The following is a 23,225-nucleotide window of genomic DNA, read 5'->3' on the forward strand; positions in this document are numbered from 1 at the left end:
CGTCAGGGGCGCGAGGCCGTGACATATGCGGCTCCGCCGCGTGGGCGCGACCAGCCCCCACCGCCCCGCAGACAACCGAACCCCGACACAGGGCCTACCTGGCCGACGGAACCGGCAGGGGGGCAGGCTGCTCCGGCGCTACCGGCCCCTCGCCGTGAGAGACCCGCGGAAGCCACGAAAGTCCGCGCGGCGTACGCCAGTTCCGCTCTCCCAGGAGCGTCATCAGGGACGGCAGGAGCACCATCCGTACGACCGTCGCGTCCAGCAGGACCGCCACGCCCAGGCCCACGCCCATCTGCTGCATGTCCTGCATGGACAAGGTGCCGAAGACCCCGAAGACCGCCACCATGATCACGGCCGCGCCCGTCACCGCACCCGCGGTCCGGGTGATGCCCTCGCGGATCGCCGCGCGGTTGTCCAGGCCCCGGTCCCTCGCCTCACTGATCCGCGAGACCACGAACACGTGGTAGTCCATCGACAGGCCGAAGAGGACCACGAGGACGAACAGCGGCATCCAGTTCTCGATCGCCCCCACCTGCTCCGAGCCGATCAGCTCCGCGCCCCAGCCGTGCTGGAAGACCGCGGTCATCACGCCGTAGGCCGCGCCCACCGAGAGCAGGTTGAGGCCGATGGACGTCACGGCGATCACCACGGAGCGGAAGCTGAAGAGCATCAGCAGGAACGTCACCGCCGCGATGAAGGCGAACACCGGCAGGATGCCCTTGCTGAGCTGATCGCCGAAGTCCTCGGAGTCGGCGAGGTCTCCGCCGACGTACGCCTGTGCGTCCAGGCCGTCGAAGGCGGCGGGCACCACGTCGTCCCTGAGCTCGCCGAGCGCCTTCTTCGACTTCGCGTCACTGCCGTCACCGGGCAGCGGTACGTCGATCTCGGCCACGCCCGCGTTCTTGTGGACGGTGAGTTCGGCGCCCTTGCCCGCGTCCCGCACCACCTTGGTCAGCGCGTCGCGCATCTCCTTCGACGCGATGTCGCCCGCGTCGTCCGCCTTGACGACGATCTGGGCCGGCGCCGGTCCGCCCGGGAACTCCTGGGTGATCTCCCGGAAGGAGACCGAGAGCGGGGCGTCCGAGCCGAACTGCTTCTCCAGGCCCAGCTGTTCGGTCTTCATGCCGAGCGCGGGCGCCGCGAGGGCGAGGAGCAGGACCGCCGAGCCGACGGCGAAGAACTTCGGCTTGGCGAGTACGGGGCGAAGGAGCTTGCCCGCGATGCCTCCGCTGGCGTGCGCGCCCCTCTTGTTCTTGTCGCCCTTCTTGTTCTTGCGGTTCAGGAACGGGATGCGCCCCGCGTTGATCCGGTCGCCGAGCGCGGAGAGCAGCGCGGGAAGCACCGTCACCGAGCCCAGCATCGCCACGCACACCACCAGGATCGTGGCGACCGCGAAGCCCTTGAAGAGCAGCAGCCCCGACAGGAACATGCCCGCCATCGCGACCATCACCGTCAGTCCTGAGACAAGGACGGCACGCCCGCTGGTGGCCGCCGCGATCCGCAGCGCGGTGTCGGCGTCATGTCCTGCCGCCCGCTCGTCCCGCTCGCGCCGCAGATAGAACAGGCAGTAGTCGACGCCGACCGCGAGCCCCATCAGGAACATCACCGAGTACGTCGTCTCGAAGAGGTGCAGCTGGTGGCTGGCGAGCGAGAGCAGTCCGAAGGCCGCCACGCACGCGGTCAGCGCGAGCCCGACCGGAAGCAGCGCCGCGACCACGGCCCCGAAGGCGACCAGGAGAATGCCGAGCGCGAGCGGCACGGCGGTGAACTCGGCCTTGGTGAAGTCGTCCGAGAGCAGGTCGCCGAGGTGCTTCTCCGAGCTGGCGTCGCCGAACTGGTAGACGTCCAAGCCGTCCTGAGCGCCCTTGTCCTTCGCCTTCTGCACGGCGTCGAGCACCGGCTGAACGCGGTCGGCGGCCTCGTCGGACGCGCCCTTCATCTGGAAGCGGAGGAGCCCGTCCTTGCCGTCCTTGGAGGGCAGCGGCGCCTGGATGTTCCTGGTCTCTCCGGTCGCCGCCAGGGCTTTGGAGAGGTCGCCCGCCGCGTCCCGCCAGCCGTCCGCCGTCTTGGAACTGACCATGACGAGCTCGCCCGCGGGCTCTTCGACACCCGCGTCCTTGAGGATCTCCGCGGCCCGGCCCGAGTCGCCGACCCCCATCTCGTCGTCGGACGCGGTGACCATGCCCGAGGCCCCGCCGATGGTCGTGGCGAGCACGACGAAGAGCAGCCAGCCGAGGATGGCCGTCTTACGGTGGTGGGCGCTCCACACACCGAGTCGTGCCGCGAGGTTTGGCCTCATGGCGTTTTCGCCCCCATAGATAAGCGTTGGATAAGCCGGTTGATGACGGGGACAACGCTAGAAATCCGGGGACCGCCCACCCAGCCGCCGAAGCCCCCACTGTCCGAAGCACAGGGCGAGGTACGGGGGTGTCGACAGGTACACCCCCGCTCGGGTGCGAAACCCCATGACCGGCGCCGACCCAACGGCGAGAATGTGTCCATGCCACTGGAAGAGATGGGGATCAGAAAATGACGAGGGTCCGAGAATCCGTGATCGCGGGAGCCCGGGGGCTCTTCCTGTCGGTCATCATGCTCGCCGGTTCGATCACCCTCTTCGTGCTGTCGGTCCTGTCCATCGCCTTCATCACGCTGGGGATCGGCGTCTTCACGACCCCGCTGGTGCTTACCGGCGTACGCAAGTGGGCGGACCTGCGCCGCGCCCAGGCCGGCGCGTGGTCGGGCGTACACATCCCGCGTCCCTACCGCCCCTTCCCCGCGGACCTGCGCAGTGGCGTCACCGGGCAGGTGGAGCGCACCTCGCTGATGCTGAAGGACCCGGCGACCTGGCGGGATCTGCAGTGGCTCCTCGTCGACATGACAGCCGGCTATGTGACGGTGATCTTCGCGCCGGCGCTGCTGCTCTACCCGCTGTACGGCTACGTCCTGGCTCTCGGCGTCTGGAAGCCGATCTACAGCGCGGGCGGCGGCGAGTGGTACGGCTTCATCCACGTCACCTCGCAGAGCGACGCCAACATGGCCGCCCTGCTCGGCACCGCGCTCGGCGTCATCGGCATCTTCGCCGCCCCCGGCATCCTCCGCGCCCACTTCCTCCTCACCCGGACGTGCCTGGCGCCCACCGTCTCCATGCGGGAGCGCGAACTGGCCCAGCGCGTCGACCGGTTGACCGAGACCCGGCACGACGCCGTGGACTCCTCCGCCGCCGAACTGCGCCGCATCGAGCGGGATCTGCACGACGGCGCACAGGCCCGCCTCGTCGCGATGGGCATGGATCTCGGCACCATCGAGGCAATGATCGAGAAGGACCCGGCGAAGGCCAAGGAACTGATCGCCAAGGCCCGGCAGAACTCCGGCGAGGCGCTGACCGAGCTGCGCGACCTGGTCCGCGGGATCCACCCTCCGGTACTCGCCGAACGCGGCCTCGGCGACGCGGTGAAGGCCCTGGCACTGCGCCTTCCCGTGCAGACGGACGTGGATGTGGAGCTGTTCGGCCGGGCCGACGAGCCGGTGGAGTCGGCGGCGTACTTCGCGGTGAGCGAGGCCCTGACGAACACCATCAAGCACGCGGGCGCGGACCGCGTCTGGGTGGACATCCACCACACGGACGGCATGCTGCGCGTCGCGGTCACCGACAACGGCAAGGGTGGCGCGTCCATGGGGGCGGGGTCCGGGCTGAGCGGGATCGAACGCCGACTCGGTACATTCGACGGCGTACTGGCCGTCAGCAGTCCCGCGGGCGGCCCGACCATGGTGACCATGGAGATCCCTTGCGAGTTGTCCTAGCCGAAGATCTCTTCCTGCTGCGTGACGGTCTGGTCCGGATGCTGGAGGCATTCGACTTCGAGATCGCCGCCGCTGTCGAGACCGGGCCCGAACTCACCAAGGCTCTGGCCGAGTTGGAGCCGGACGTCGCAGTCGTCGACGTCCGGCTTCCGCCGTCCCACACGGACGAGGGACTGCAGTGCGCGCTCGCCGCGCGGCGGGCACGGCCGGGGCTTCCCGTGCTCGTGCTCTCCCAGCACGTGGAGCAGCTGTACGCGCGCGAGCTGCTCGCCGACGGGAACGGCGGGGTCGGCTATCTCCTCAAGGACCGGGTCTTCGACGCCGACCAGTTCATCGACGCCGTACGCCGGGTCGCGTCGGGCGGCACCGCGATGGACCCGCAGGTGATCCAGCAGCTCCTGTCGCGGCGGTCGGCGGACCGGCCGCTCGGCAAACTGACGCCGCGCGAGCGCGAGGTGCTCGAACTCATGGCACAGGGACGGTCGAACGCGGCGATCGCGGGGGAGCTCGTCGTGACGGAGCGGGCGATCGCCAAGCACACGTCCAACATCTTCGGGAAACTGGACCTTTCGGTATCGGACGACGACAACCGGCGGGTTCTCGCCGTACTCGCCTATCTGGATCAAGGGCGCTGAGAAGATCACCCGGGAGATTGCCGGGGAATTCCATGCGTGATTGAACGGGGCCGACTCCTGTTGCGTACGTAGTCCCATGGGACGCACACCACGACGCACATCACGAAAACGATCAAAACTCGCCGGGCGCGCCATCGCCGCCTCGGCGGCGCTAATCCTGGGCGGCGGCGGAATGGTCGCGGTGAATGTCTACGCGAACGCCGGGCAGAGCTCCGGTTCGCCGGACGCCAGGACCCAGGCGGGCGAACAGGGCGGCAACCTGGGGCTCGCGACCATCAGCTGCCCGGACGTGGGCACCCAGCTCTCCGACGTGCCGGACGGCGCCCGCGAGGACGTCGACCGGCGGCTCGCGGAGCTGGACACCCAGATCACCGCCGCGTACGAGAAGTTCGCCAAGGCCAAGGACACCGGGCAGGCCGAGGCCGTGCTCGCCCCCCTTGAGGAGCAGCGGCGGCCGACCATCGAGGGCATCGGCTCGACGATCGATCAGGCGGGCGGTAAGCCGCCCCAGGGGATCGACGGCATGGCGCCGTGCACCATGCGGCGCGACGACGCCGCCGGGCAGCAGCCTCCGCAGGGCGGGGACGACGGGCAGCAGCCTCCGCAGGACGGCGGCGAGCAGCCCCCCGGTGACGGGGGCGACCAGCAGCAGCCGCCCGACGACGGCGCTGAGCAGCCGCCGGACCAGCAGAACGGCAACGGACCGGAGGCCGGCGACTTCGTCGACATCAACTCCGTCCAGCCCAACGTCAACCGACCCGGCAAACAGCGCGGCGCGTCGCGCGGCACCTTCACCACGAAATGCGGGACGAACGAGAACGGCAAGTTCAATCCGGACAATGTCATCGCCGCGCCCGGCGTGAGCAATGGCGCTCACCATATGCACGACTACATCGGAAATCAGGCCACGGACGCCTTCTCCAGCGATGACGATCTCGCGAACGGCGACACCACGTGCAAGAACCAAGGGGACAAGTCGACCTATTACTGGCCGGTCCTGAGGCTGCAGAACGGAGAGGACGAGAACGACGCCGGCGCGGACGGCGGCGGCAAGGACCAGAATGTCGGCAAGATCCAGACCCCGGCCTCGGTCACGCTGAAATTCGCCGGGAACGCGACGAGCAAGGTCGTCGCGATGCCGCGCTTCCTGCGCATCATCACCGGTGACGCCAAGGCGCTCACCAATGGTGACGCGAACGCCAACGCGTCCTGGAGCTGCACCGGCTTCGAGGACCGCCAGCTGAAGGACAAGTATCCGATCTGCCCCGAGGGCAGCAAGGTCGTGCGGAGCTTCAACTTCCAGAGCTGCTGGGACGGCCAGAACACCGACAGCGCCAATCACCGCACGCATGTGGCCTTCGCCGACGCGGGAAGCGGCGCCTGCCCGCAAGGGTTCAAGGCCATTCCGCAGCTGGTGCAGCGCATCGTGTACGACGTGCCGCCGGGGCCGGGATTCGCCGTCGACTCGTTCCCCGAGCAGCTGCACAAACCGATCACCGATCACGGTGACTTCATCAACGTATTCGACGAAAAGCTGATGAACCGCGTGGCCAAGTGCATCAACAGTGGTCAGCGCTGCAACTGAGTGCCGCGACCGACCACTGCGACTGAGCCGACCTGATCGGCCCAGTGCGCAAGCTGACCCCCGTGTACCGCTGCGCGGTCAGCTCGTGTGGTGACCGGAGTGGCCCGAGTGCCCCGGGCTTCCGTCCTCGTGATCCCCACCACCGCTACTCCCCGAGTGGTGCGAGGACTTCTCCACCGTCCCACCGAGCCGGCCGCGCAGCCGCATGACCACTTTCTCCTCGCCGACCGCGATCCACTTCTTTCCGACGAGGTAAGTGCCGCCGTAATCGGTGGCTTCGTCGAACCATTCGGCCTGGCCACGGGCATTTGTAAAGGTTACTAGGACGTAGCGGCGGGCACCTTTGTCACAGGTGGCCTGCCGTAGTTCGGCCGCGTCCGTCTGGATGTCGGGCTTGCACCGCGCCTTGGCCGCCAGCTGCTCCAGGCTGCCGCTCGCCGTGTCCGGCGGCGCGTCGTCGCCGTCCGAGCCGCACGCCACGAGCATCATCAGCAGTCCTACACCTATGCCCGCACCCATGCCCGTTCGCATGCGCCCTCGCATGCCCTTGCTCGCGCCCCCAAGCGTCCTTCGCGCTGCCTTCATCGTCCACCAATCCCTTCAGGCGAGGTGAACTCGCCATCTCCGTATGCACCGTTGAGCGCAGGACGCCGCACGGATACCGTGCGCCGCACCATCCGACCCAGGGGGTACACATGAGCGATCCGTCCAGACGTTCCGTGCTCGGCACAGCCGGGGCCATCGGCCTCGGTGCCGCCGTCGGCGGAGTGGCGGTCCCGGCCCACGCCGCCGAGGGGCCCGTCCAGGGCCCCGCCTACGCCTTCGATACGGATTCCGCACGCTCAGCACTCAACAGACTCCTGCCGCATCACGCGGAACAGTTCCGTCTCAGACTCGTCCGCGCGAAGGGCGGCACGGACCGTTTCCGGGTGACCGGTACGACGGGGCGGATCGAGGTCTCGGGCACGACGCCTGCCGTGCTGCTCACAGGGGTCCACTGGTATCTGAAGTACGTCTGCGGGGCCCACGTCGCCTGGAACGGCGACCAGCTTGACCTGCCGCGCCGACTGCCCGCGCCCTCGCGCCCGCTTCAGCGGTCCACCTCGCTCCCGCACCGGTTCGCCCTGAACGACACGAACGACGGGTACACCGCGCCGCACGCCGACTGGGCGTACTGGGAACGCATGATCGACGTGCTCGCCCTGCACGGCTGCAACGAGGTCCTGGTGATCGCGGGGGCGGAGGCCGTCTACCACCGGGTGCTCCAGGACTTCGGCTACAGCGACGCCGAGGCGCGTGCGTGGCTGCCCGCGCCCTCGCACCAGGCGTGGTGGCTGCTGCAGAACCTGTCGGGGTACGGCGGGCCGCTTTCGGCCGATGTCATCAAGGACCGGGCCGAGCTCGGCCGCAAAATCGTGGACCGGCTGCGCTCGCTGGGCATGGCGCCGGTGCTTCCCGGCTACTACGGGCACGTTCCCGACGGGTTCGTGGCACGCAACGGCGGGGACGCCCGGGTGGTGCCGCAGGGCACCTGGCACGGCTTCAAGCGCCCCGACTGGCTCGACCCGAGGACGTCCTCCTTCGGGAAGGTCGCCGCTTCCTTCTACCAGCACCAGGAGCAGCTCTTCGGGGCCGCGGAGAACTTCAAGATGGACCTGCTGCACGAGGGCGGCACCGCGGGGGACGTCCCGGTGCCGGACGCGGCGCGCGGCGTCGAGGCGGCCCTGCAGAAGGCGCGCCCCGGTGCGACCTGGGTGATCCTCGGCTGGGAGGCCAATCCGCTGCCCGCGCTGCTCGACGCGATCGACCGGCGCCGGATGCTGATCGTGGACGGGGTCTCCGACCGGTTCAAGAGCGTCACCGACCGCGAGAAGGACTGGGGCGGCACGCCGTACACGTTCGGGACCATTCCGAACTTCGGTGGCCGTACGACGATCGGCGCCCGGGCCCACATCTGGAACGAGAAGTTCTTCGCTTGGCGGGACAAGGGCGGCAGCGCGCTGGTCGGGACGGCGTTCATGCCGGAGGCGACGGACCGGGACCCGGCCGCCTTCGAGCTCTTCTCCGAACTGGCCTGGACGGACGAGAAGCTCGACCTGGGGGCTTGGTTCGACGGCTATGCCCGGTTCCGCTACGGCGGGCGCGACGCCGAGGCACTGCACGCGTGGCGGGCGTTGCACGACACCGCGTACCAGCACACCGCCGTCGAGCGCAGCGACCCGCACGATTCGCTGTTCGCGGCCCGTCCCGACCTGGCGGCGAACCGCGCCGCCGAGTACTCGCCGCGTGCGCTGACCTACGACCCGGGCCGCTTCGACGCGGCGCTGACCGGCCTCCTCGGGGTCCGTGGTGCGCTGCGGGACAGCGCCGCGTACCGGTACGACGTGGTGGACGTGGCCCGGCAGGCGCTCGCGCACCGGAGCCGGCAGCTGCTGCCGCAGCTCCGGGCCGCGTACCGGCAGAAGGACGCGGACACGTTCCGCGCACTGTCCACGCTGTGGCTGAAGCTGATGCGCCTCTCGGACGAGCTGGTGAGCACTGATACGGCGTTCCTGCTCGGCCCTTGGGTGGAGTCGGCGCGGCGGATGGGGACGAACGACGCCGAGCGTGCCGAGTTCGAGCGGACCGCCAAGGTCCTGATCACGACATGGGGCGGCCGGGCGACGTCCGACGGCGGGAATCTGCACGAGTACGGGAACCGTGAATGGGCCGGTCTCATGGCCGACTTCTACGTGCCCCGGTGGCAGAAGTGGCTCGACGAACTGGCCGACGCGCTCGCCGCGGGGCGTGCGCCGCGCGAGGTGGACTGGTTCGCGGTGGAGGAGCCGTGGACCCGGGAGCGCAAGGACTACCCCCTGCGGGGCATCGGCGACTCGTACCGGACCGCTTCACGGGTACGGGATGTGCTGGCCCGTGCGCCCTACCAGGGGTCGCTCACGGTCGTCGCCGAGCCGTCGTCGCTTCCGCCCGGCGGACACGCACGCCTCGAGGCCGTCTTCCGCAACGTCAACGGGCTTCGCGCCACGGGCCGCGTCGACTTCGAGCTGAGCGGGATCGACGCGGAGCCGTCGGGCCCGGTGTCCCTGCCCCGGGTCGCTCCGGCGGGCACGGGCAAGGTGGCCTGGCGGGCGAGCGCACCGGGAACGCCGCTCGACCATCCGCTGCGGCCGCTCCCGTACGAGATCGCCGTCCAGTACGGCCCTGCGGGCGAGCGGCGGGTGCGGGCCGTCCACGAGGGTGTGCTGTTCGAGGCGGGGCCGGTGGGCTCGGCCTGGAAGAAATACACCAACAATGCAGCAGTGTTCGGGGAGTTGGACGGCCGCTACGCGATCAACGGCGCGGGCACGGACCTCTGGAAGGGCACGACGGAGTTCGGCACGCTGTACCGCGAGGGCGCACTGCGGGACGGCGTCTCGGTGACGGTCAGGGTCGACACCCAGGCGGTCACGGGGCCGTGGGCCAGGGCGGGCATCATCGCGCGCAACACGATGGGCGTGGCGGGGTCCCCGGGCTTCGTCGACCTCGCGGTCACTCCGGCGAACGGAGTGGTCCTTTCCTACGACACGAACGGCGACGGGACGCTGGACACGTACAAGCGCATCACGGGCATCAAGGCGCCGGTGCTGCTGCGTCTCGGGCGTGCGGGGGACGTCCTGACGGGGTCGTGCTCGACGGACGGCGGGGCCAATTGGCGGGTGGTGGCGAGCGTGGCCGTGCCTGCCCTCGCGGCGGCGCAGGATGTGGGGCTGTTCATGAGCGCGACCAATGGGGGTGACGGGGGGCGGGGCACGGTGGAGTTCAGCGACTGGGGCGTGAGCTGAGGCGGCTGACGCGTGGCGCCGGGTGTCGGGTCCGATGTCCGGCGCCCTCGGCCCACCGTTTGGCAACGCGGGGCAATCGGGTGGGTGGGAGAGGCCTGTTCGGTCAGGTGAGGATGTGGGGTGACGGGCGGGTGGGTGGGGGAAAGCTTTGTTCGGTCACTGTCACGTCGTGCGAAAGTGTGGCCATGGATATCGCGTGGGAGCAGCGAGTGGCCGAGGCGTGGGCGACGGTCCAGGCGTACGACGACCGGGGCGGAGAGTTCCGGGAGGTCATCGACGCCCTGGTCGACGAGTTGCCCGAGGGCAGCCCCCTCGCCCCCTTCGAACGGGCCTGCGCGTTCGACTCCACGGGGCACTCGGACCGCGCCGTACCCCTGTACAGGGAGGCGCTGGCGAGGGGCCTCGACGGATACCGGCGGCGCCGCACCCTGATCCAGCTCTCCAGCTCGCTGCGGAACATCGGGAAGCCGGAAGAAGGCGTAGCACTTCTCACGCCCGAACTGGACGGCCCGCACGATGAACTGGACGACGCGGTCCGAGCGACCCTCGCCCTCTGTTATGCCAGTCTCGGACGTGAGCGTGAAGGTCTGGCCTTGGTTCTCGGCGCCCTCGCTCCCCATCTGCCTCGGTATCAGCGGTCCATGGGCAACTACGCGCGAGAGCTCACCGAGAGGTGACCATCCGACGATTCGCTCGTTTTGCTGAACGTGTCGTCGAATGTGAAGTCCCCCTCCCCGCCCCAGGATCTCTCCGGCGTCGTCGATGTCGAGCAGGCCGAGGCCGCCCTCGTCGAGCACTACCCACGCCTGGTGCGGCTCGCCTATCTGGTCCTTCCACCCAGCCTCGGGCGCAACCGGAGGGTCCTGACCGCCCACGCGCTGACCCAGCGTGCGCTGCCCCGCAGCCGCAGGTCGGGCGATGAGGAAGTCATTCCGGTCCAGCGTTCGGGCGAAGGGCGCGGCGGTGACCCCGGGTACGCCTACGTAAGGCTGCGCGTCCTGCGCACCGCGCTCGACGCCGGGCTTCCGCTCCGGCGCGGCGCCTGGCCCAAGCGCTCGCAGCTGCCGCCGCTGCTGCCACAGGTGTGGGGCCTCAGGCTCTTCCCGCGCTCGGGCGGCGCCGACGAACTCGCCCTGGACCAGCGGCTCTCGGCGCTCTCGGGCCCCGCGCGGGCCGCGTACGTGCTGCGCGGTCTCGAGCGGATCCCCGACAGTGACGTACACAAGGTGCTCGCCGCCGTCGGAGTCGAGGAGCCGGGTGCCGCGCTGACCGAGGCCGACGGTGTGGAGCCGGCGTACGACCTGCTCAAGTCCCCCGAGTTCGACCCCTGTTCGCTGCAGGCGCGGCCCACCGACCTGATGCGCCGCAGGCAGCACATGAAGGCCGCGGGCATCGCGCTCGTGGCCGTCGTGGTGTGCGGGGCGCTGCTCGGTCTTCCGGGCGACGGGTGGGGGCCCGACGGTGCCGCCGCGCCCGCCTACGCGAAGAATCCGGCCGGGCAGGCCGCGCTCGACCCGGGTCAGCTGACGAAGGTCGCGGCCGGCACGTGGAAGCGCTCGGCCCGGGCCGACTTCTCCGTGTGGCCCGCCAGGGGCGCGCTCATCGGCGACGATGCCCTGCTGCGGCGGGCCCTGGCCGTGTGGGCACGGCCCGGCGAGTCGGTACAGGTCTCCGCCACGCCCGGCACGGCTGCGGGCGCTCCGCCCGGGCCCGCGCAACTGCTCTTCGCGGGCGAGGTCGACGCGGCGCGGGTCGTGCTGCTTTACGACGGACTGCGCATCGTGCGGTACGCCGAGCCCAAGGACGGCACCAGCGGAGCCGCACTCGACTTCGCGCGCGTGGACGGCGCGACGAGCACCGAGGCGGGCGCCGTGGTGGTGAACCGCGTCGACGGCAACGTGCGGTATCTGACCGCGCCTTGGGTGGACGGTGTCGCCGTACGTGATCTGCTGAAGCCGCAGGGGAACGCCGACGCGCTCAAGCGGGACGGCGAGGGTGTGACCGAGCCGTTCGCCAGCCCGGCGCAGGCCCGCTCGTGCACGTCGTGGGACGCACTGCAGCTGCGGGACAACACGGGCGTGAACCGGCTCTCCACCGACCTCGGCGAACTCGTCCCCGCCCATCTCACCGCGGGCCGCCCGCAGGCTCCGCGCGAGGCCACGGCCGCGAACTGGTCAGCGACGGCCTGCTCGCTCACCGACGCGCGCTCGAACGGCGTGCGCTCCGTGAACTCCTGGCAGTACGCCCGTCAGCTGCTGCCCGAGGCGAACGGCGCGGCGGCCTGGATCTGCACCCGGGCCGACACCTGGCGGGGCGACGGAGGCCGGGCCCTCGCACAGTTCCAGGCGGCGGGCGCGGCGGCCGTGGCGGCGAAGGCGGAGGACTCCGCGGCGTGCGGAGGCCGCGAGCCTTCGGTGCTCGCGGGAGTGCGGTGGAAGTCCCGGGCCGGTACCTGGTACCTGCTGGGCGGCGGCAGCAAGGACATCGTCTCGGTCGGAGCCGCCGGAGGTTCCCAGACCCCCGGCAACACCCTGAGCGCACCCCTGGAGCGGGGCGCTCGCGCCGGGCTCACCGGACGGCTCGCGAGCGGCAAGAAGGTGTCGACACTGCGCTGAACCGTCAGCCGTCAAGCGTCGGGCGGGACCGAACCTCGCAGGTCCTTCAGGTCCTTCAGGTCCTTCTCCAGGAGCGTCACGCCGTACGTGCTCCCGTCCGCCGCCACCTTCCCCGGCAGCTCCCCCACCACGACGTATCCCGCCGCCTCGTAGTACTCCCGCAGGCGCGGGTTGGACGACACGCAGTCCAGGCGGCAGCGGTCCCTGCCCGCCTCGGCTATCCGGCGTTCCGCGCGCTCCAGCATCGCGCGGCCCGTTCCCGCCGGGGCGCCGCGCCGGTTCATCAGGCGGTGCACATAACCCGCGACGGGCGGTTGCTCGCCCCATGCGGGCTCGTCCGCCCACCACACCTCGTACGCCCCGGTGACCATCTCGCCGTCGTACGCGAGCCAGACCTCGTCCTCGTCCGACGCGATCCGCCCGCGGAAGTGCTCCGCGCCCTTCTCGCCCGGCGTCCACTGGTCGATCCCCCGGTCCCGCATCCAGCGCGCGGCACCGTCGTAGAGGGTGACGAGGGTGGGGATGTCCTCTTCGTCGGCCAGGCGGTAGGTCAACTGCTCTGCTCCTGCGGTACAAGGTCGATCAGGCGGGCGATCAGCTCGGTGAACGGGCCTTCCGGTGGCTCCGCGGCGAGGATACGGCGCAGGATCGCGGCCATCTCCTCGTCGTACGCCGCGCTCACCGCGGCGAGCGCCGCGAAGTCGTGCACCAGTTGCAGTTCGAGCTCGGCGCGCGGAATGCGGCGTCCGTCGAGCCAGATGAGCGCCGTGGATTCGGCGAGCGAGATCCAGGAGCGGACCACCAGTTCGAGCCTGGCGGGCGGGTCCGTGACGCCCAGGTGCGCGAGGATCTGGACGTACGCCGCCTGCCGCACCGAATCGATCAGCGCGTTGGTGGTGGACGAGCCGACGGCGGGACCGCCCCGCATCAGCGCGGAGAAGCCGGGACCGTGCCCGTCGACGAAGTCCAGGAAGCGGCCCATCACGCGCAGCAGACGTGCGCCGAGCGGGCCTTCCCTCGGTTCCACGAAGCGGTCGGCCAGATCGTCGGCGGCCCGCTGAAGGGCCGCTTCGTACAGGCTGAGCTTTCCCGGGAAGTAGTGGTAGACCAGCGGGCGCGAGATGCCCGCGGCCGCTGCTATCTCGTCGATGGACACGTCGTCTGGCGAGCGGTGGCTGAACAGGTCGAGCGCGACCCCGATCAACTGCTGCCGCCGCTCCTCGACACCCATTCTGCGGCGCACCCCGGTAGTCATGCGAACACCTTACCGAGCAGATCCGGCCGTCCAAGGGGCCGGTGGGCCCCAACTGTTCACAGCTCTCACATGTCGAGCACGATTCGGTCGCCGCTCGCCCTCGACACACAGATCAGCATCGAGCCGGCGCGCTCGGCGTCCGTGAGCAGTTCGTCCCGGTGGTCGATCTCCCCTTCCAGGACCCGCTGTTGGCAGGTTCCGCAGAATCCCTGCTCGCAGGAGTACGCGGTGTCGGGCAGCTCCGCGCGCACCGCGGAGAGGACTGTGGTGTCGGCGGCCACGGAGAGGGTCCGCCCGCTGCGGCGCAGTTCCACCTCGAAGGCGCCGTTGCCGTCCGTCGACGTGTGGGGCGTGAAACGCTCCATGTGCAGGTCCGCGCCTGCGGGCAGCGTCGCCGCCACCGCCTCCATCAGGCCCTCGGGGCCGCAGACGTGGACCGCGGCGGAGGGGGCCAGGTCCGCGAGGAAGGCGGCGAGGTCCGGTCGGCCACCTTCGTCCTCCGCGACGACCGTGAGCCGTCCCGCCCTCGTGCCCGCCAGTTTCTCCACGTCCTCCAGGAACGGCATCGAGGCTCGGGAGCGCCCTCCGTACAGCAGCCGCCACTCATGACCCGCGGCCTCGACCGCCCGCAGCATGGGCAGGATCGGGGTGATGCCGATGCCGCCCGCCACGAAGACGTACGTCTCGGCGTCGGCCAGCGGGAAGCGGTTGCGCGGGCCGCGCACCTCCACCTCCGTCCCCTCCTGAAGCTGCTCGTGCACCTCGCGCGAACCGCCGCGGCCGCCCTGCTCCTCGCCGATCAGGCGGGTCGCGACGGTGTACGAGGAGGTGTCCTCGGGGTCCCCGCACAGTGAGTACTGGCGGACGAGGCCCGATGGCAGGACCAGGTCCAGATGGGCGCCCGGCTCCCAGGCGGGCAACTTCTCGCCCTCCAGGCGCAGTTGTACGACGCCGTCGGCGACCGTCTCGTGCCGGGTGACGACCAGGCGGAGGGCGCGCGAGCGCGGGCGGCCCGAGACCGGCTCCTCCAGGGCGGGCAGCGGCCACAGCGGGGACGCGTCGATGCGGCGGCGCATGGCCCGCTTGGCGAGCAGGGCCGCGCCCGTGACGAGCAGGACGGTGCGGATGCGGGGCATGTCAGTGCGCCCCCTTCGGCGCGGGCAGCGATTCCGTCGCGGCTTCGGCTGCGGTGGCCGCCGGGGACGAGGCGAGGTAGGCGACGGCCTGTGCGGTGCTGCCCTCGTGGGAGGGGTGGTAGGCGCGGCTCAGATAGCGGGGGATGGAGCGGATCATGTCCGGCGTCGTGGGCAGCGTGCCCTTCTTTCCGCCCTGGTAGAAGTCCTTGAAGGACGCCTTGCCGCCGATCAGTGTCGGGTCGTTCTCCATGAAGAAGCGCGCGCCGCGCTGCCAGAGGAAGACCAGGGCGGAGAAGGCCGTCGCCCAGGTCCGCGTGCGGCGGCGGTAGCTGCCGTCGACGTGCATGAAGAGGTCGAAGGCGACGGAGCGGTGCTCGACCTCTTCCGCGCCGTGCCAGCGCAGCAGGTCGAGCATCGTCGGGTCGGCGCCCCTGCGGTCGAGTTCGTCCGCGTTCAGGACCCAGTTGCCGAGGAAGGCGGTGTAGTGCTCGATGGCCGCGATCATCGCGACGCGCTCCATCAGCCACCACTTGCGGGCCTTGCCGGGCGGCAGCGTCCTGTCGCCGAGCATCTTCTCGAAGAGCCAGTCGACCTGGGCGGTGTAGGGCGTGGGGTCGAGGCCCTGCTCCTTGAGGTGCGGCAGGACCTCGTCGTGGGCCTGCGCGTGCATGGCCTCCTGGCCGATGAAGCCGATCACGTCCTCGCGGAGCCGGTCGTCACGGATGTACGGCAGGACCTGCTTGTACACGTGGACGAACCAGCGTTCGCCAGCCGGAAGAAGCAGGTGCAGCACGTTGATCGTGTGCGTGGCGAAGGGATCGCCCGGCACCCAGTGGAGCGGGGTGTCCTCCCAGGAGAAGGAGACTTTGCGTGCCTTGAGCGGTATGTGCTCGGACGCGACGGGCCTCGGCTCCCGGCTCTGCGGATTCGACATGGCCGTATTAGACATGGCGTCAATGTACTGACGGGTAGGCCTGTGGGTACAGGTGCGTGCGGCTGTTTCTTTCAGCCCGTCCTGCCCGGCACCTCAACCCGTCCCGCCCGGCGCTTCACCCCGTCCTGCGCAGTGCGAGCAGCGCGATGTCGTCCTCCCGTTCGAGCCCGAAGCACGTGAGGAGCGTGTCGCACAGGTCGGCGACGCCTCGCGGCGCGCCCGCTGCCGCGACCCGCAGCTGCTCCATCGACACCGCGAGATCCGTGCCGCGCGTCTCGATGAGCCCGTCCGTGACCATCAGCAGGCGATCGCTTCGCGCGAGGACCACCTCACTCGGCCGCGGCCTCTCGAGGCCGAGCCCCATGAGTGGCCCGCTCGCCCCGACGTACGCGGCCGTGCCCCCGTCGCTCACCACGAGCGGCGGGATGTGGCCCGCGTTGGCGATCCGGGTGCGCCCGGTGGCCGGGTCGACCAGGGTCAGGCACATCGTGGCCGTCACGCCCGGGTGGTAGTGCTGCAGCATCCGGTCGAGGCGCAGGGCGAGTACGCGGGGGTCGGGGTCCTCGACGCAGTACGCGCGCAGGGCGTGCCGGATCTCGACCATCACGGTGGCCGCGTCGAGTGAGTGCCCCACGACATCACCGATGCCGGTCAGGACACCGGCGGGGGTGGGCAGCGCCGCGTAGAAGTCCCCGCCGATCTCCGCCTGCCGCGACGCCGGTTCGTAGCGGACGACGACATCCGCGCCGGGCAGCTCCGGCAACTGCGAGGGCAGGAAGCTGCGTTGCAGGGTCAGCGCGATATGGCGCTCCTCCTCGTACATCAGCAGGGGCTCCGCGGCCAGTGCGGTGGCGTGGGCGAGCCGCTCGATGAGGTGTCCCGTCTCGCCGGCCGGATCCTCCTGGTACACGGGTGTCGCGAGGCACACCAGCGTGCGCCCTTCGCGCAGACGGGCCAGGACGAGGCCGGCCTCCTCAAGGGTCCCGTCACGCCACTGCCTGTCGGCCCGCGCCGAACGGAAGAACCCCACCGGCCACAGCGGAGTCGGCACGACCGTGGTGCGCACGCCCGTATGCCCCGACATGACGCGCCGCATCAGCCGGGCCACCGCCTCGTGCGCCCCGGGGTCCGGCAGCGAAGCGGCGGCTCTGCGCCGGGAGAGCCCCCGGTGAATCTCACCGCCCTCTCCCAGTACGAACACCGCCGCGGGGCCGTCGGTCAGCCGCGCGGTACCCGTGGCCCCCGCGTCGGCCAGCTCATTGAGGCAGCGCGCCGACTGCACGTCCAGGATCGCCCCGGCGAGCAACGCAAGGCGTCCGACGCGTAGTTGGGCATCATTGCGGCCACGGGCACCGCGCGCGGCGGCCCGTACCACCGCCTGGATCTCCTCGGGTTCGGCAGGCACCGTCAGATAGGACTCGCCTCCCGCGTCGAGCCCCCGGCACCGGTCGGCGGGCGGGCGCGCGGCCGCCGAGAAGTGGACGACGGGCATGGCGGCGATGGAGGGGAGCTGCTTCATACGGCGGCAGAGTTCGTAGCCGCTCATGTCGGGCAGGCCGACATCCACGAGCGCCACGTCCGGCAGGTCCCCGGCCCGCATCCGTACGTCGAGTTCGATCAGCGCCTCGCTCGCACTCGCGGCGAGCAGGACACGGTATCCGGCCCTGCGCAGGACCGCGCTCAGCGCGTACCTGCTGGCGGGCGCGTCATCGACCACCAGGACCGTGCTGACCGTACCCACCTGCTTGCCCTTGACGCTCACGCGGGACCCCTCGGCGCGGAACGGGGCAGGCCGACTGGTGCCTGCCCCATCAAGTTAGCGCCCTGCCGCTCACCTCGGGAGAAGACGGCGGCAGCGCGACCCTGAACGGTAAAGGTCACCGAACTCGCCGCGTGCGTGGCCTGTTTGCCCGTACAATCTCCTGATTCGGTCTGCTCGGGGCACTGCGTACATCTCGGCGCCCGGCGCCTCCGTGACCTGCTGCTTCGGTTTCTGAGGGGTGGCGTCGAGAACGACGGCGTGAGCGCCGGGCGCCGCACGGCGACGCTCCCCGGCCTCTTCTCACCTCCCGGCAGTGCGAGAGACGGCGTCCGCCGCGCCTCGTCCGGCCTACGGAGGGTGAAGGCGGGCCCGGTCGCACGGATCCTCAGCAGATCGCGGTACGCGGCCGAGCGTCCCACCGGGTGGGAAGGCATCTTCGTGACCTTCGCCTCGCGCGGGGCGTTCACCCCAGAGCCGCACATCCCCCGACCACTGAGGGACTTCATGACCCAGCACGTCACCGCCGCCCCTGCCGCCGACGCCTCGTACGACGACTCCGCGCGCCGCGAGTGGTGGCGCGACGCCGTCATCTATCAGGTCTATCCGCGCAGCTTCGCCGACAAGAACGGCGACGGCATGGGCGACCTGCCGGGCGTCACCGCCCGCCTCCCCCACCTGAAGCAGCTCGGCGTGGATGCCGTCTGGCTCTCCCCCTTCTACGCGTCCCCGCAGGCCGACGCCGGGTACGACGTGGCCGACTACCGCGCGGTGGACCCCGTGTTCGGCACCCTGCCGGACGCCACCGACCTCGTACGGGAAGCCCACGCACTCGGCCTTCGCGTGATCGTCGACGTGGTGCCCAATCACTGCTCGGATCAGCACGAGTGGTTCAAGCGGGCGCTGGACGAGGGCCCGGGGTCGCCGCCGCGCGAACGCTTCCACTTCCGGCAGGGGAAGGGCGAGGACGGTGAACTGCCGCCCAACGACTGGGAGTCCGTCTTCGGCGGCCCGGCCTGGACGCGCGTCGCGGACGGCCAGTGGTATCTCCACCTCTTCGCGCCCGAGCAGCCCGACTTCGACTGGGAACACCCGGCGGTGCACGAGGAGTTCCACTCCATCCTGCGCTTCTGGCTCGACCTCGGCGTCGACGGCTTCCGTATCGACGTGGCCCACGGCCTGGTCAAGGCGGCGAACCTGCCCGACATCGGCCACCAGGAGCAGGTGAAGCTGCTCGGCAAGCAGGCCGTCCCCTACTTCGACCAGGACGGCGTGCACGACATCTACCGCAGCTGGCGGCGGATCCTTCAGGAGTACCCGGGCGAGCGGATCGCCGTCGCCGAGGCGTGGACGCCCACGGTGGAGCGCAGCGCGCGGTATCTGCGCCCGGACGAGCTGCACCAGGCCTTCAACTTCGAGTATCTGACGACTGGTTGGGACGCTGACGCGCTGCGTGCCGTCATCGACCGCTCGCTCACAGCGATGAATGCCGTCGAGGCGCCCGCCACGTGGGTGCTCTCCAACCACGACGTCGTACGCCACCGCACCCGCTTCGCCGACGGCGACGCGGCGCGCGGCCTGCGCCGTGCGAAGGCGGCCACGCTCCTGATGCTGGCGCTGCCCGGATCGGCGTACATCTACCAGGGCGAGGAGCTCGGCCTGCCCGAGGTGACCGAGCTGCCGGACGAGGTCCGCCAGGACCCGGCCTTCTTCCGCAGCACCGGGCAGGACGGGACGCGGGACGGGTGCCGGGTGCCGATGCCGTGGTCCGGACAGCGGGCGCCGTTCGGCTTCGGCCCGGTCGAGGGCGGCCCGACCTGGCTGCCGCAGCCCGCAGGATGGAAGGACCTCACGGTCGAGGCCCAGGAGGGTGACCCCGCATCGACCCTGGAGTTCTACCGAGGCGCGCTCGCCGTGCGCCGCGAGCACCCCGCGCTCGGCGCGGGCCGCGACGTGGAGTGGCTCGATGCCCCACAAGGCGTGCTGTCCTTCCGCCGCGCCACGGCAGGGGGCACGTTCGTCTGCACGGTGAACCTCAACTCCGTACCCGTCACGATCCCCACCCCCGGCACCGTGCTCCTGTCCAGCGCGGACACGACGCCCGGCGCCACCGGGACGAACCTCGCGGCAGATTCAACGGTCTGGTGGGCAGCCTGAGATGTGACCGGTACAGTCCAATCCTGTGACCGCGCGACTGGCCGATATCGCAGCGCAGGCGGGGGTCAGCGAGGCGACGGTCAGCCGGGTGCTCAACGGTAAGCCCGGCGTCGCCGGTGCCACCCGCCAGTCAGTGCTTGCCGCACTCGACGTGCTCGGCTACGAACGCCCGGTGCGTCTTCGCCAACGCAGCGCGGGCCTGATCGGGCTGATCACGCCGGAGCTCGAGAACCCGATTTTCCCCGCGCTCGCCCAGGTCATCGGGCAGGCACTGACCCGGCAGGGGTATACGCCGGTTCTCGCCACGCAGACGCCGGGCGGCTCCACGGAGGACGAGCTGACGGAGATGCTGGTGGACCGCGGTGTCTCCGGCATCATCTTCGTCTCGGGCCTGCACGCGGACACCTCCGCCGACATGCAGCGCTATGAACAGCTGCGCGCGCAGGGTGTGCCGTTCGTGCTCGTCGACGGCTTCTCCCCCAAGGTGCAGGCGCCCTTCATCTCACCGGACGACCGGGCGGCGATGCGCCTCGCGGTCACCCATCTCGTCTCCCTGGGTCATACACGGATCGGACTCGCCCTGGGCCCCAAGCGGTTCGTTCCCGTACAGCGGAAGATCGAGGGGTTCGTACGCACGGTGCAGGATCTCCTGTCACTGACTCCCGAGGAGATCGAGGCCGATCTTGTCCAGCATTCGCTGTACACCCTGGAGGGCGGGCAGGCCGCGGCGTCCGCACTGATGGACCGCGGCTGCACGGCCATCGTGTGCGCGAGCGACATGATGGCTCTGGGGGCGATACGGACGGCACGGGAGCGCGGATTCGAGGTCCCCGACGACATTTCGGTGGTGGGATTCGACGATTCCCCCCTGATCGCGTTCACCGACCCGCCCCTGACCACGGTGCGTAAACCCGTGCCGTCGATGGGCCAGGCGGCGGTACGCACGATCCTCGAGGAAATCGGCGGCACGCCCGCCCCGCACAGCGAATTCGTCTTCATGCCGGAGCTGGTCGTTCGGGGTTCAACCGCTTCTTCCCCTCGGGGATGCACTCGTCCGTAGGGCGTAGAGAATGCGGCCTGAACCAGACCTTGGGATGATCGGGCGGAACGTCGGTATCTGGCAGACTCTGTGCCTATGGGTGAGATGACTGTGACGACACTGGAAGGCCGGAAGAGGCCCACCACATCACCCATCGCGGGCGAGCAAGATGGCCGCAATGGGCGCAATCTCCTGCGTCGCCTTCGCGCGCCGCGGCGCCCCCGGCTCTGGTTCGAGATCCTGCTGATCGCGGTCAGTTACTGGACGTACTCCCTGATCCGCAACGCGGTGCCGGAACAGAAGTCACAGGCCCTGCACAACGCCGACTGGATCTGGAAGGTCGAGCAGCACCTCGGGATCGCCGTGGAACAGAGCGTCAACCACGCGGTGGACTCGGTGACTTGGCTCATCGTCGGCATGAACTACTACTACGCGACACTGCACTTCGTGGTGACGCTCGGTGTCCTGATCTGGCTGTTCCGCAAGCATCCGGGACGCTATGCGGCGACACGCACGGCGCTTTTCGCGACGACGGCCGTGGCCCTGCTCGGCTACTACCTCTACCCCCTGGCGCCCCCGCGCCTGATGAACGGCCATGACTTCATCGACACGGTCCTCGTCCACCAGACCTGGGGCTCCATGGCCTCGGGCGACCTCAAGCACATGTCGAACCAGTACGCGGCGATGCCGTCGATGCACATCGGCTGGTCCCTGTGGTGCGGCCTGACGATCTTCGCCCTGGCCTCGGTGCCGTGGGTGAAGGTGCTCGGCCTGCTCTACCCCACGGCGACCCTGATCGTGATCGTGGCCACCGCCAACCACTTCTGGCTGGACGCGGTGGGCGGCATGATCTGCCTGGCGTTCGGGTTCGCGGTGGCGTGGCTCTGGTACGGGGCGATGCCGTACCGGCTGGCGCGCGAGGTGGCGCTGCGGGAGGGCGAGGCTCCGGCCCATTCGGCCAAGGGCAAGGCCGACACCAAAGCCGAGGCCTGAGCGGAGCCCTGCGCGCGACGCGGGCGTGAGCCGACGGGCGGCGCCTACGGGGCGGGGCTGGGCGTGAGGCCCGCCCGGAGGATGCGGAGGTAGGCGTCGATCGCGGCGGGCTGCCGGTCCGCCGGGTGCTCGTTGACGGCGTGGATCAGTCCGCACAGGAGCTTCAGCAGGTTCTCGCCGGTGAGCGCGGGCGCCGGGTGAATGCGTGCGAGCAGGCGGGAAGCGGCTGCGCCCAGTTCGGCCTTGGCCTGGCGCAGGGAGTCCGTCTCGTCGGTCTCGGTGATCAGGATGTCGATGAGGCCGGGCTGGGCGAGGGCGGCCGAGAGTGCCGCGTGGAGGAACTCGACCAGGGCCTGTACGGGCTCCGGGTGCTGCTCCGGGTGCTGCTCGGCCTCGGCCGCCACGCCGATGAGGCCGCGGACCGATTCCTCCAGGACGGCTTCCAGCATCGCCCGCTGGGTCGGGAAGAGCCGGTAGACCGTGCCGACTCCTACGCCTGACCGGTGTGCGAGCTCGTTGAGGGTGAGTGTGATCTCCCCGGCCGTGATGGCGCTGTGGGCCTCGTCGAAGATCCTCTGCCTGTTCCGTACGGCGTCGGCCCGCATTCTTCCTCCCTCACGCTCTCCCCCGTCCCTCACGACACTAGGTGGATAGGTTATCAGGTTGGTGTTACGGTGAAATGGATAGCTAATCCACTTCACCCTCCACCGTAGCGGGAGCAGCCATGACCGTCGTATTCGTGCACGGAGTGCCGGAGACACCGACCATCTGGAACGACGTCCGGCAACGGATCGAGCAGCCGACCGTGGCCCTGCGGCTGCCCGGCTTCGGCAGCCCCCGCCCGGCCCATGTGCGGGACAAGGAGACGTACGCGGCCTGGCTCGCCGACGAACTGCGCGCCGTGGAGGGGCCGGTCGACATCGTCGGCCATGACTGGGGCGGCCACCTCACGATGCGGGTCGTCTCCGCCTACGACGTGCCGGTACGCAGCTGGGTGTCCGACGTCGCCCACGGCTGGCACCCCGACTACCAGTGGCACGAGGCGGCCACCTACTGGCAGAAGAGCCCGGAGGGTGAGGAGTCGCTCGCCGGACTGCGCAAGTCACCTACGAGCAGCGGCCCCACCTTCGGCGATCTCCTGCGCCCACGGGGTCTGGGCGCCGACCTCGCGAAGGAGATCGACGAGGTCCACGACGAGGAGATGAGCGCCGCCATCCTGGCGCTCTACCGCTCGGCCTGGCCCAACTTCCACGCCGACTGGGGCAAGGACTTCGACCGTCCCGCCGCCGCCCCGGGACTGATACTGGCCCCGACCGGTGACTCCATGGCGCAGCCCGCGCGGGACCGGGACATGGCCGAACGGCTCGGGGCTCAACTGACCGAACTTGACGGCCTCACCCACTACTGGATGCTCCAGGACCCCGAACGGGGAGCGGATGTGCTGCGCCGCTTCTGGGCATCACTCCCCCACTGAGGCAGTGAGGTACTGAGG

General features: G+C 70.2%; 18 protein-coding genes. 10 read left to right on the forward strand and 8 right to left on the reverse strand.

Annotated elements, in window-relative coordinates; all coding sequences use genetic code 11:
• Positions 1–94 precede the first annotated feature (94 nt).
• Positions 95–2,302 carry an MMPL family transporter gene (locus ACFQ7F_RS32075; RefSeq protein ID WP_383277994.1) on the reverse strand — a complete coding sequence of 736 codons (2,208 nt, stop codon included), beginning with the start codon at positions 2,300–2,302 and terminating at the stop codon, positions 95–97.
• 230 nt (positions 2,303–2,532) lie between these two features.
• Between ACFQ7F_RS32075 and ACFQ7F_RS32080 the strand changes: the two genes are divergently transcribed.
• The 3 genes from ACFQ7F_RS32080 to ACFQ7F_RS32090 all read left to right on the forward strand — a co-directional run bounded on the left by ACFQ7F_RS32080 (position 2,533) and on the right by ACFQ7F_RS32090 (position 6,024).
• The gene (locus ACFQ7F_RS32080) at positions 2,533–3,804 is read left to right on the forward strand and encodes a sensor histidine kinase (RefSeq protein WP_383277997.1); all 1,272 of its coding nucleotides are present in this window, start codon (positions 2,533–2,535) and stop codon (positions 3,802–3,804) included.
• Entirely contained in the window at positions 3,789–4,439 is a 651-nt protein-coding gene (locus ACFQ7F_RS32085; protein WP_383278000.1) for a LuxR C-terminal-related transcriptional regulator, read from the forward strand. Before ACFQ7F_RS32080 ends, ACFQ7F_RS32085 begins: the two co-directional genes overlap by 16 nt.
• A gap of 76 nt (positions 4,440–4,515) precedes the next feature.
• Positions 4,516–6,024: a DUF1996 domain-containing protein gene (locus tag ACFQ7F_RS32090; RefSeq protein ID WP_383278003.1), complete on the forward strand. Its 1,509-nt coding sequence runs from the start codon at positions 4,516–4,518 to the stop codon at positions 6,022–6,024.
• Between the two features lie 78 nt (positions 6,025–6,102).
• On the opposite strand, the gene ACFQ7F_RS32095 is transcribed toward ACFQ7F_RS32090, so the two are convergent.
• Complete coding sequence (locus tag ACFQ7F_RS32095) at positions 6,103–6,555, reverse strand: hypothetical protein (protein WP_383278005.1); 453 nt, start codon at positions 6,553–6,555, stop codon at positions 6,103–6,105.
• A gap of 164 nt (positions 6,556–6,719) precedes the next feature.
• Between ACFQ7F_RS32095 and ACFQ7F_RS32100 the strand changes: the two genes are divergently transcribed.
• The 3 genes from ACFQ7F_RS32100 (at position 6,720) to ACFQ7F_RS32110 (ending at position 12,460) form a co-directional block, all read left to right on the forward strand.
• The gene (locus ACFQ7F_RS32100) at positions 6,720–9,845 is read left to right on the forward strand and encodes an alpha-N-acetylglucosaminidase (RefSeq protein WP_383278008.1); all 3,126 of its coding nucleotides are present in this window, start codon (positions 6,720–6,722) and stop codon (positions 9,843–9,845) included.
• 185 nt (positions 9,846–10,030) lie between these two features.
• Complete coding sequence (locus tag ACFQ7F_RS32105) at positions 10,031–10,522, forward strand: tetratricopeptide repeat protein (RefSeq protein ID WP_383278010.1); 492 nt, start codon at positions 10,031–10,033, stop codon at positions 10,520–10,522.
• A 21-nt stretch (positions 10,523–10,543) separates the two neighbouring features.
• Positions 10,544–12,460 carry a hypothetical protein gene (locus ACFQ7F_RS32110; protein ID WP_383278013.1) on the forward strand — a complete coding sequence of 639 codons (1,917 nt, stop codon included), beginning with the start codon at positions 10,544–10,546 and terminating at the stop codon, positions 12,458–12,460.
• A gap of 11 nt (positions 12,461–12,471) precedes the next feature.
• On the opposite strand, the gene ACFQ7F_RS32115 is transcribed toward ACFQ7F_RS32110, so the two are convergent.
• The 5 genes from ACFQ7F_RS32115 to ACFQ7F_RS32135 all read right to left on the reverse strand — a co-directional run bounded on the left by ACFQ7F_RS32115 (position 12,472) and on the right by ACFQ7F_RS32135 (position 17,547).
• On the reverse strand, positions 12,472–13,014 hold the full coding sequence (locus ACFQ7F_RS32115) for a GNAT family N-acetyltransferase (protein WP_383278016.1): 543 nt from the start codon (positions 13,012–13,014) through the stop codon (positions 12,472–12,474).
• On the reverse strand, positions 13,011–13,715 hold the full coding sequence (locus ACFQ7F_RS32120) for a TetR/AcrR family transcriptional regulator (protein WP_383278019.1): 705 nt from the start codon (positions 13,713–13,715) through the stop codon (positions 13,011–13,013). Before ACFQ7F_RS32120 ends, ACFQ7F_RS32115 begins: the two co-directional genes overlap by 4 nt.
• A 65-nt stretch (positions 13,716–13,780) precedes the next feature.
• A complete protein-coding gene (locus tag ACFQ7F_RS32125) occupies positions 13,781–14,851 on the reverse strand; it encodes a PDR/VanB family oxidoreductase (protein WP_383278022.1) in 1,071 nt (356 codons plus the stop codon).
• A gap of 1 nt (position 14,852) precedes the next feature.
• Entirely contained in the window at positions 14,853–15,785 is a 933-nt protein-coding gene (locus tag ACFQ7F_RS32130) for a metal-dependent hydrolase (RefSeq protein ID WP_383278054.1), read from the reverse strand.
• 115 nt (positions 15,786–15,900) lie between these two features.
• Complete coding sequence (locus ACFQ7F_RS32135) at positions 15,901–17,547, reverse strand: SpoIIE family protein phosphatase (RefSeq protein ID WP_383278025.1); 1,647 nt, start codon at positions 17,545–17,547, stop codon at positions 15,901–15,903.
• 504 nt (positions 17,548–18,051) lie between these two features.
• On the opposite strand from ACFQ7F_RS32135, the gene ACFQ7F_RS32140 reads away from it, so the two are divergent.
• From ACFQ7F_RS32140 to ACFQ7F_RS32150, 3 genes are all read left to right on the forward strand, one after another.
• Positions 18,052–19,701: a glycoside hydrolase family 13 protein gene (locus tag ACFQ7F_RS32140; protein WP_383278056.1), complete on the forward strand. Its 1,650-nt coding sequence runs from the start codon at positions 18,052–18,054 to the stop codon at positions 19,699–19,701.
• A gap of 25 nt (positions 19,702–19,726) precedes the next feature.
• Positions 19,727–20,761, forward strand: a complete 1,035-nt coding sequence (locus tag ACFQ7F_RS32145; protein WP_383278028.1) for a LacI family DNA-binding transcriptional regulator — start codon at positions 19,727–19,729, stop codon at positions 20,759–20,761.
• A 75-nt stretch (positions 20,762–20,836) separates the two neighbouring features.
• Entirely contained in the window at positions 20,837–21,733 is an 897-nt protein-coding gene (locus tag ACFQ7F_RS32150) for a phosphatase PAP2 family protein (protein ID WP_383278031.1), read from the forward strand.
• Positions 21,734–21,777: 44 nt separating this feature from the next.
• Here the strand turns inward: ACFQ7F_RS32150 and ACFQ7F_RS32155 are convergent, their stop codons facing one another.
• Positions 21,778–22,338, reverse strand: coding sequence for a TetR/AcrR family transcriptional regulator (locus ACFQ7F_RS32155; RefSeq protein WP_383278034.1), 561 nt, complete (start codon positions 22,336–22,338; stop codon positions 21,778–21,780).
• Positions 22,339–22,457: 119 nt separating this feature from the next.
• Between ACFQ7F_RS32155 and ACFQ7F_RS32160 the strand changes: the two genes are divergently transcribed.
• Positions 22,458–23,207, forward strand: coding sequence for an alpha/beta fold hydrolase (locus ACFQ7F_RS32160; protein ID WP_383278037.1), 750 nt, complete (start codon positions 22,458–22,460; stop codon positions 23,205–23,207).
• The last annotated feature ends 18 nt before the right edge of the window (positions 23,208–23,225 follow it).

The organism is Streptomyces sp. NPDC056486 (genome assembly GCF_042795295.1).
Taxonomy (GTDB): domain Bacteria; phylum Actinomycetota; class Actinomycetes; order Streptomycetales; family Streptomycetaceae; genus Streptomyces.

Excerpts from the sequence above, each read along its gene's own strand:
- ACFQ7F_RS32120 (WP_383278019.1), bottom strand. The coding sequence starts at position 13,715 with ATGACTACCGGGGTGCGCCGCAGAATGGGTGTCGAGGAGCGGCGGCAG.
- ACFQ7F_RS32100 (WP_383278008.1), top strand. The coding sequence starts at position 6,720 with ATGAGCGATCCGTCCAGACGTTCCGTGCTCGGCACAGCCGGGGCCATC.
- ACFQ7F_RS32155 (WP_383278034.1), bottom strand. The coding sequence starts at position 22,338 with ATGCGGGCCGACGCCGTACGGAACAGGCAGAGGATCTTCGACGAGGCC.
- ACFQ7F_RS32095 (WP_383278005.1), bottom strand. The coding sequence starts at position 6,555 with ATGCGAACGGGCATGGGTGCGGGCATAGGTGTAGGACTGCTGATGATG.
- ACFQ7F_RS32125 (WP_383278022.1), bottom strand. The coding sequence starts at position 14,851 with ATGCCCCGCATCCGCACCGTCCTGCTCGTCACGGGCGCGGCCCTGCTC.
- ACFQ7F_RS32160 (WP_383278037.1), top strand. The coding sequence starts at position 22,458 with ATGACCGTCGTATTCGTGCACGGAGTGCCGGAGACACCGACCATCTGG.
- ACFQ7F_RS32105 (WP_383278010.1), top strand. The coding sequence starts at position 10,031 with ATGGATATCGCGTGGGAGCAGCGAGTGGCCGAGGCGTGGGCGACGGTC.
- ACFQ7F_RS32075 (WP_383277994.1), bottom strand. The coding sequence starts at position 2,302 with ATGAGGCCAAACCTCGCGGCACGACTCGGTGTGTGGAGCGCCCACCAC.
- ACFQ7F_RS32150 (WP_383278031.1), top strand. The coding sequence starts at position 20,837 with ATGGGTGAGATGACTGTGACGACACTGGAAGGCCGGAAGAGGCCCACC.
- ACFQ7F_RS32090 (WP_383278003.1), top strand. The coding sequence starts at position 4,516 with ATGGGACGCACACCACGACGCACATCACGAAAACGATCAAAACTCGCC.
- ACFQ7F_RS32130 (WP_383278054.1), bottom strand. The coding sequence starts at position 15,785 with ATGTCGAATCCGCAGAGCCGGGAGCCGAGGCCCGTCGCGTCCGAGCAC.
- ACFQ7F_RS32140 (WP_383278056.1), top strand. The coding sequence starts at position 18,052 with ATGACCCAGCACGTCACCGCCGCCCCTGCCGCCGACGCCTCGTACGAC.
- ACFQ7F_RS32080 (WP_383277997.1), top strand. The coding sequence starts at position 2,533 with ATGACGAGGGTCCGAGAATCCGTGATCGCGGGAGCCCGGGGGCTCTTC.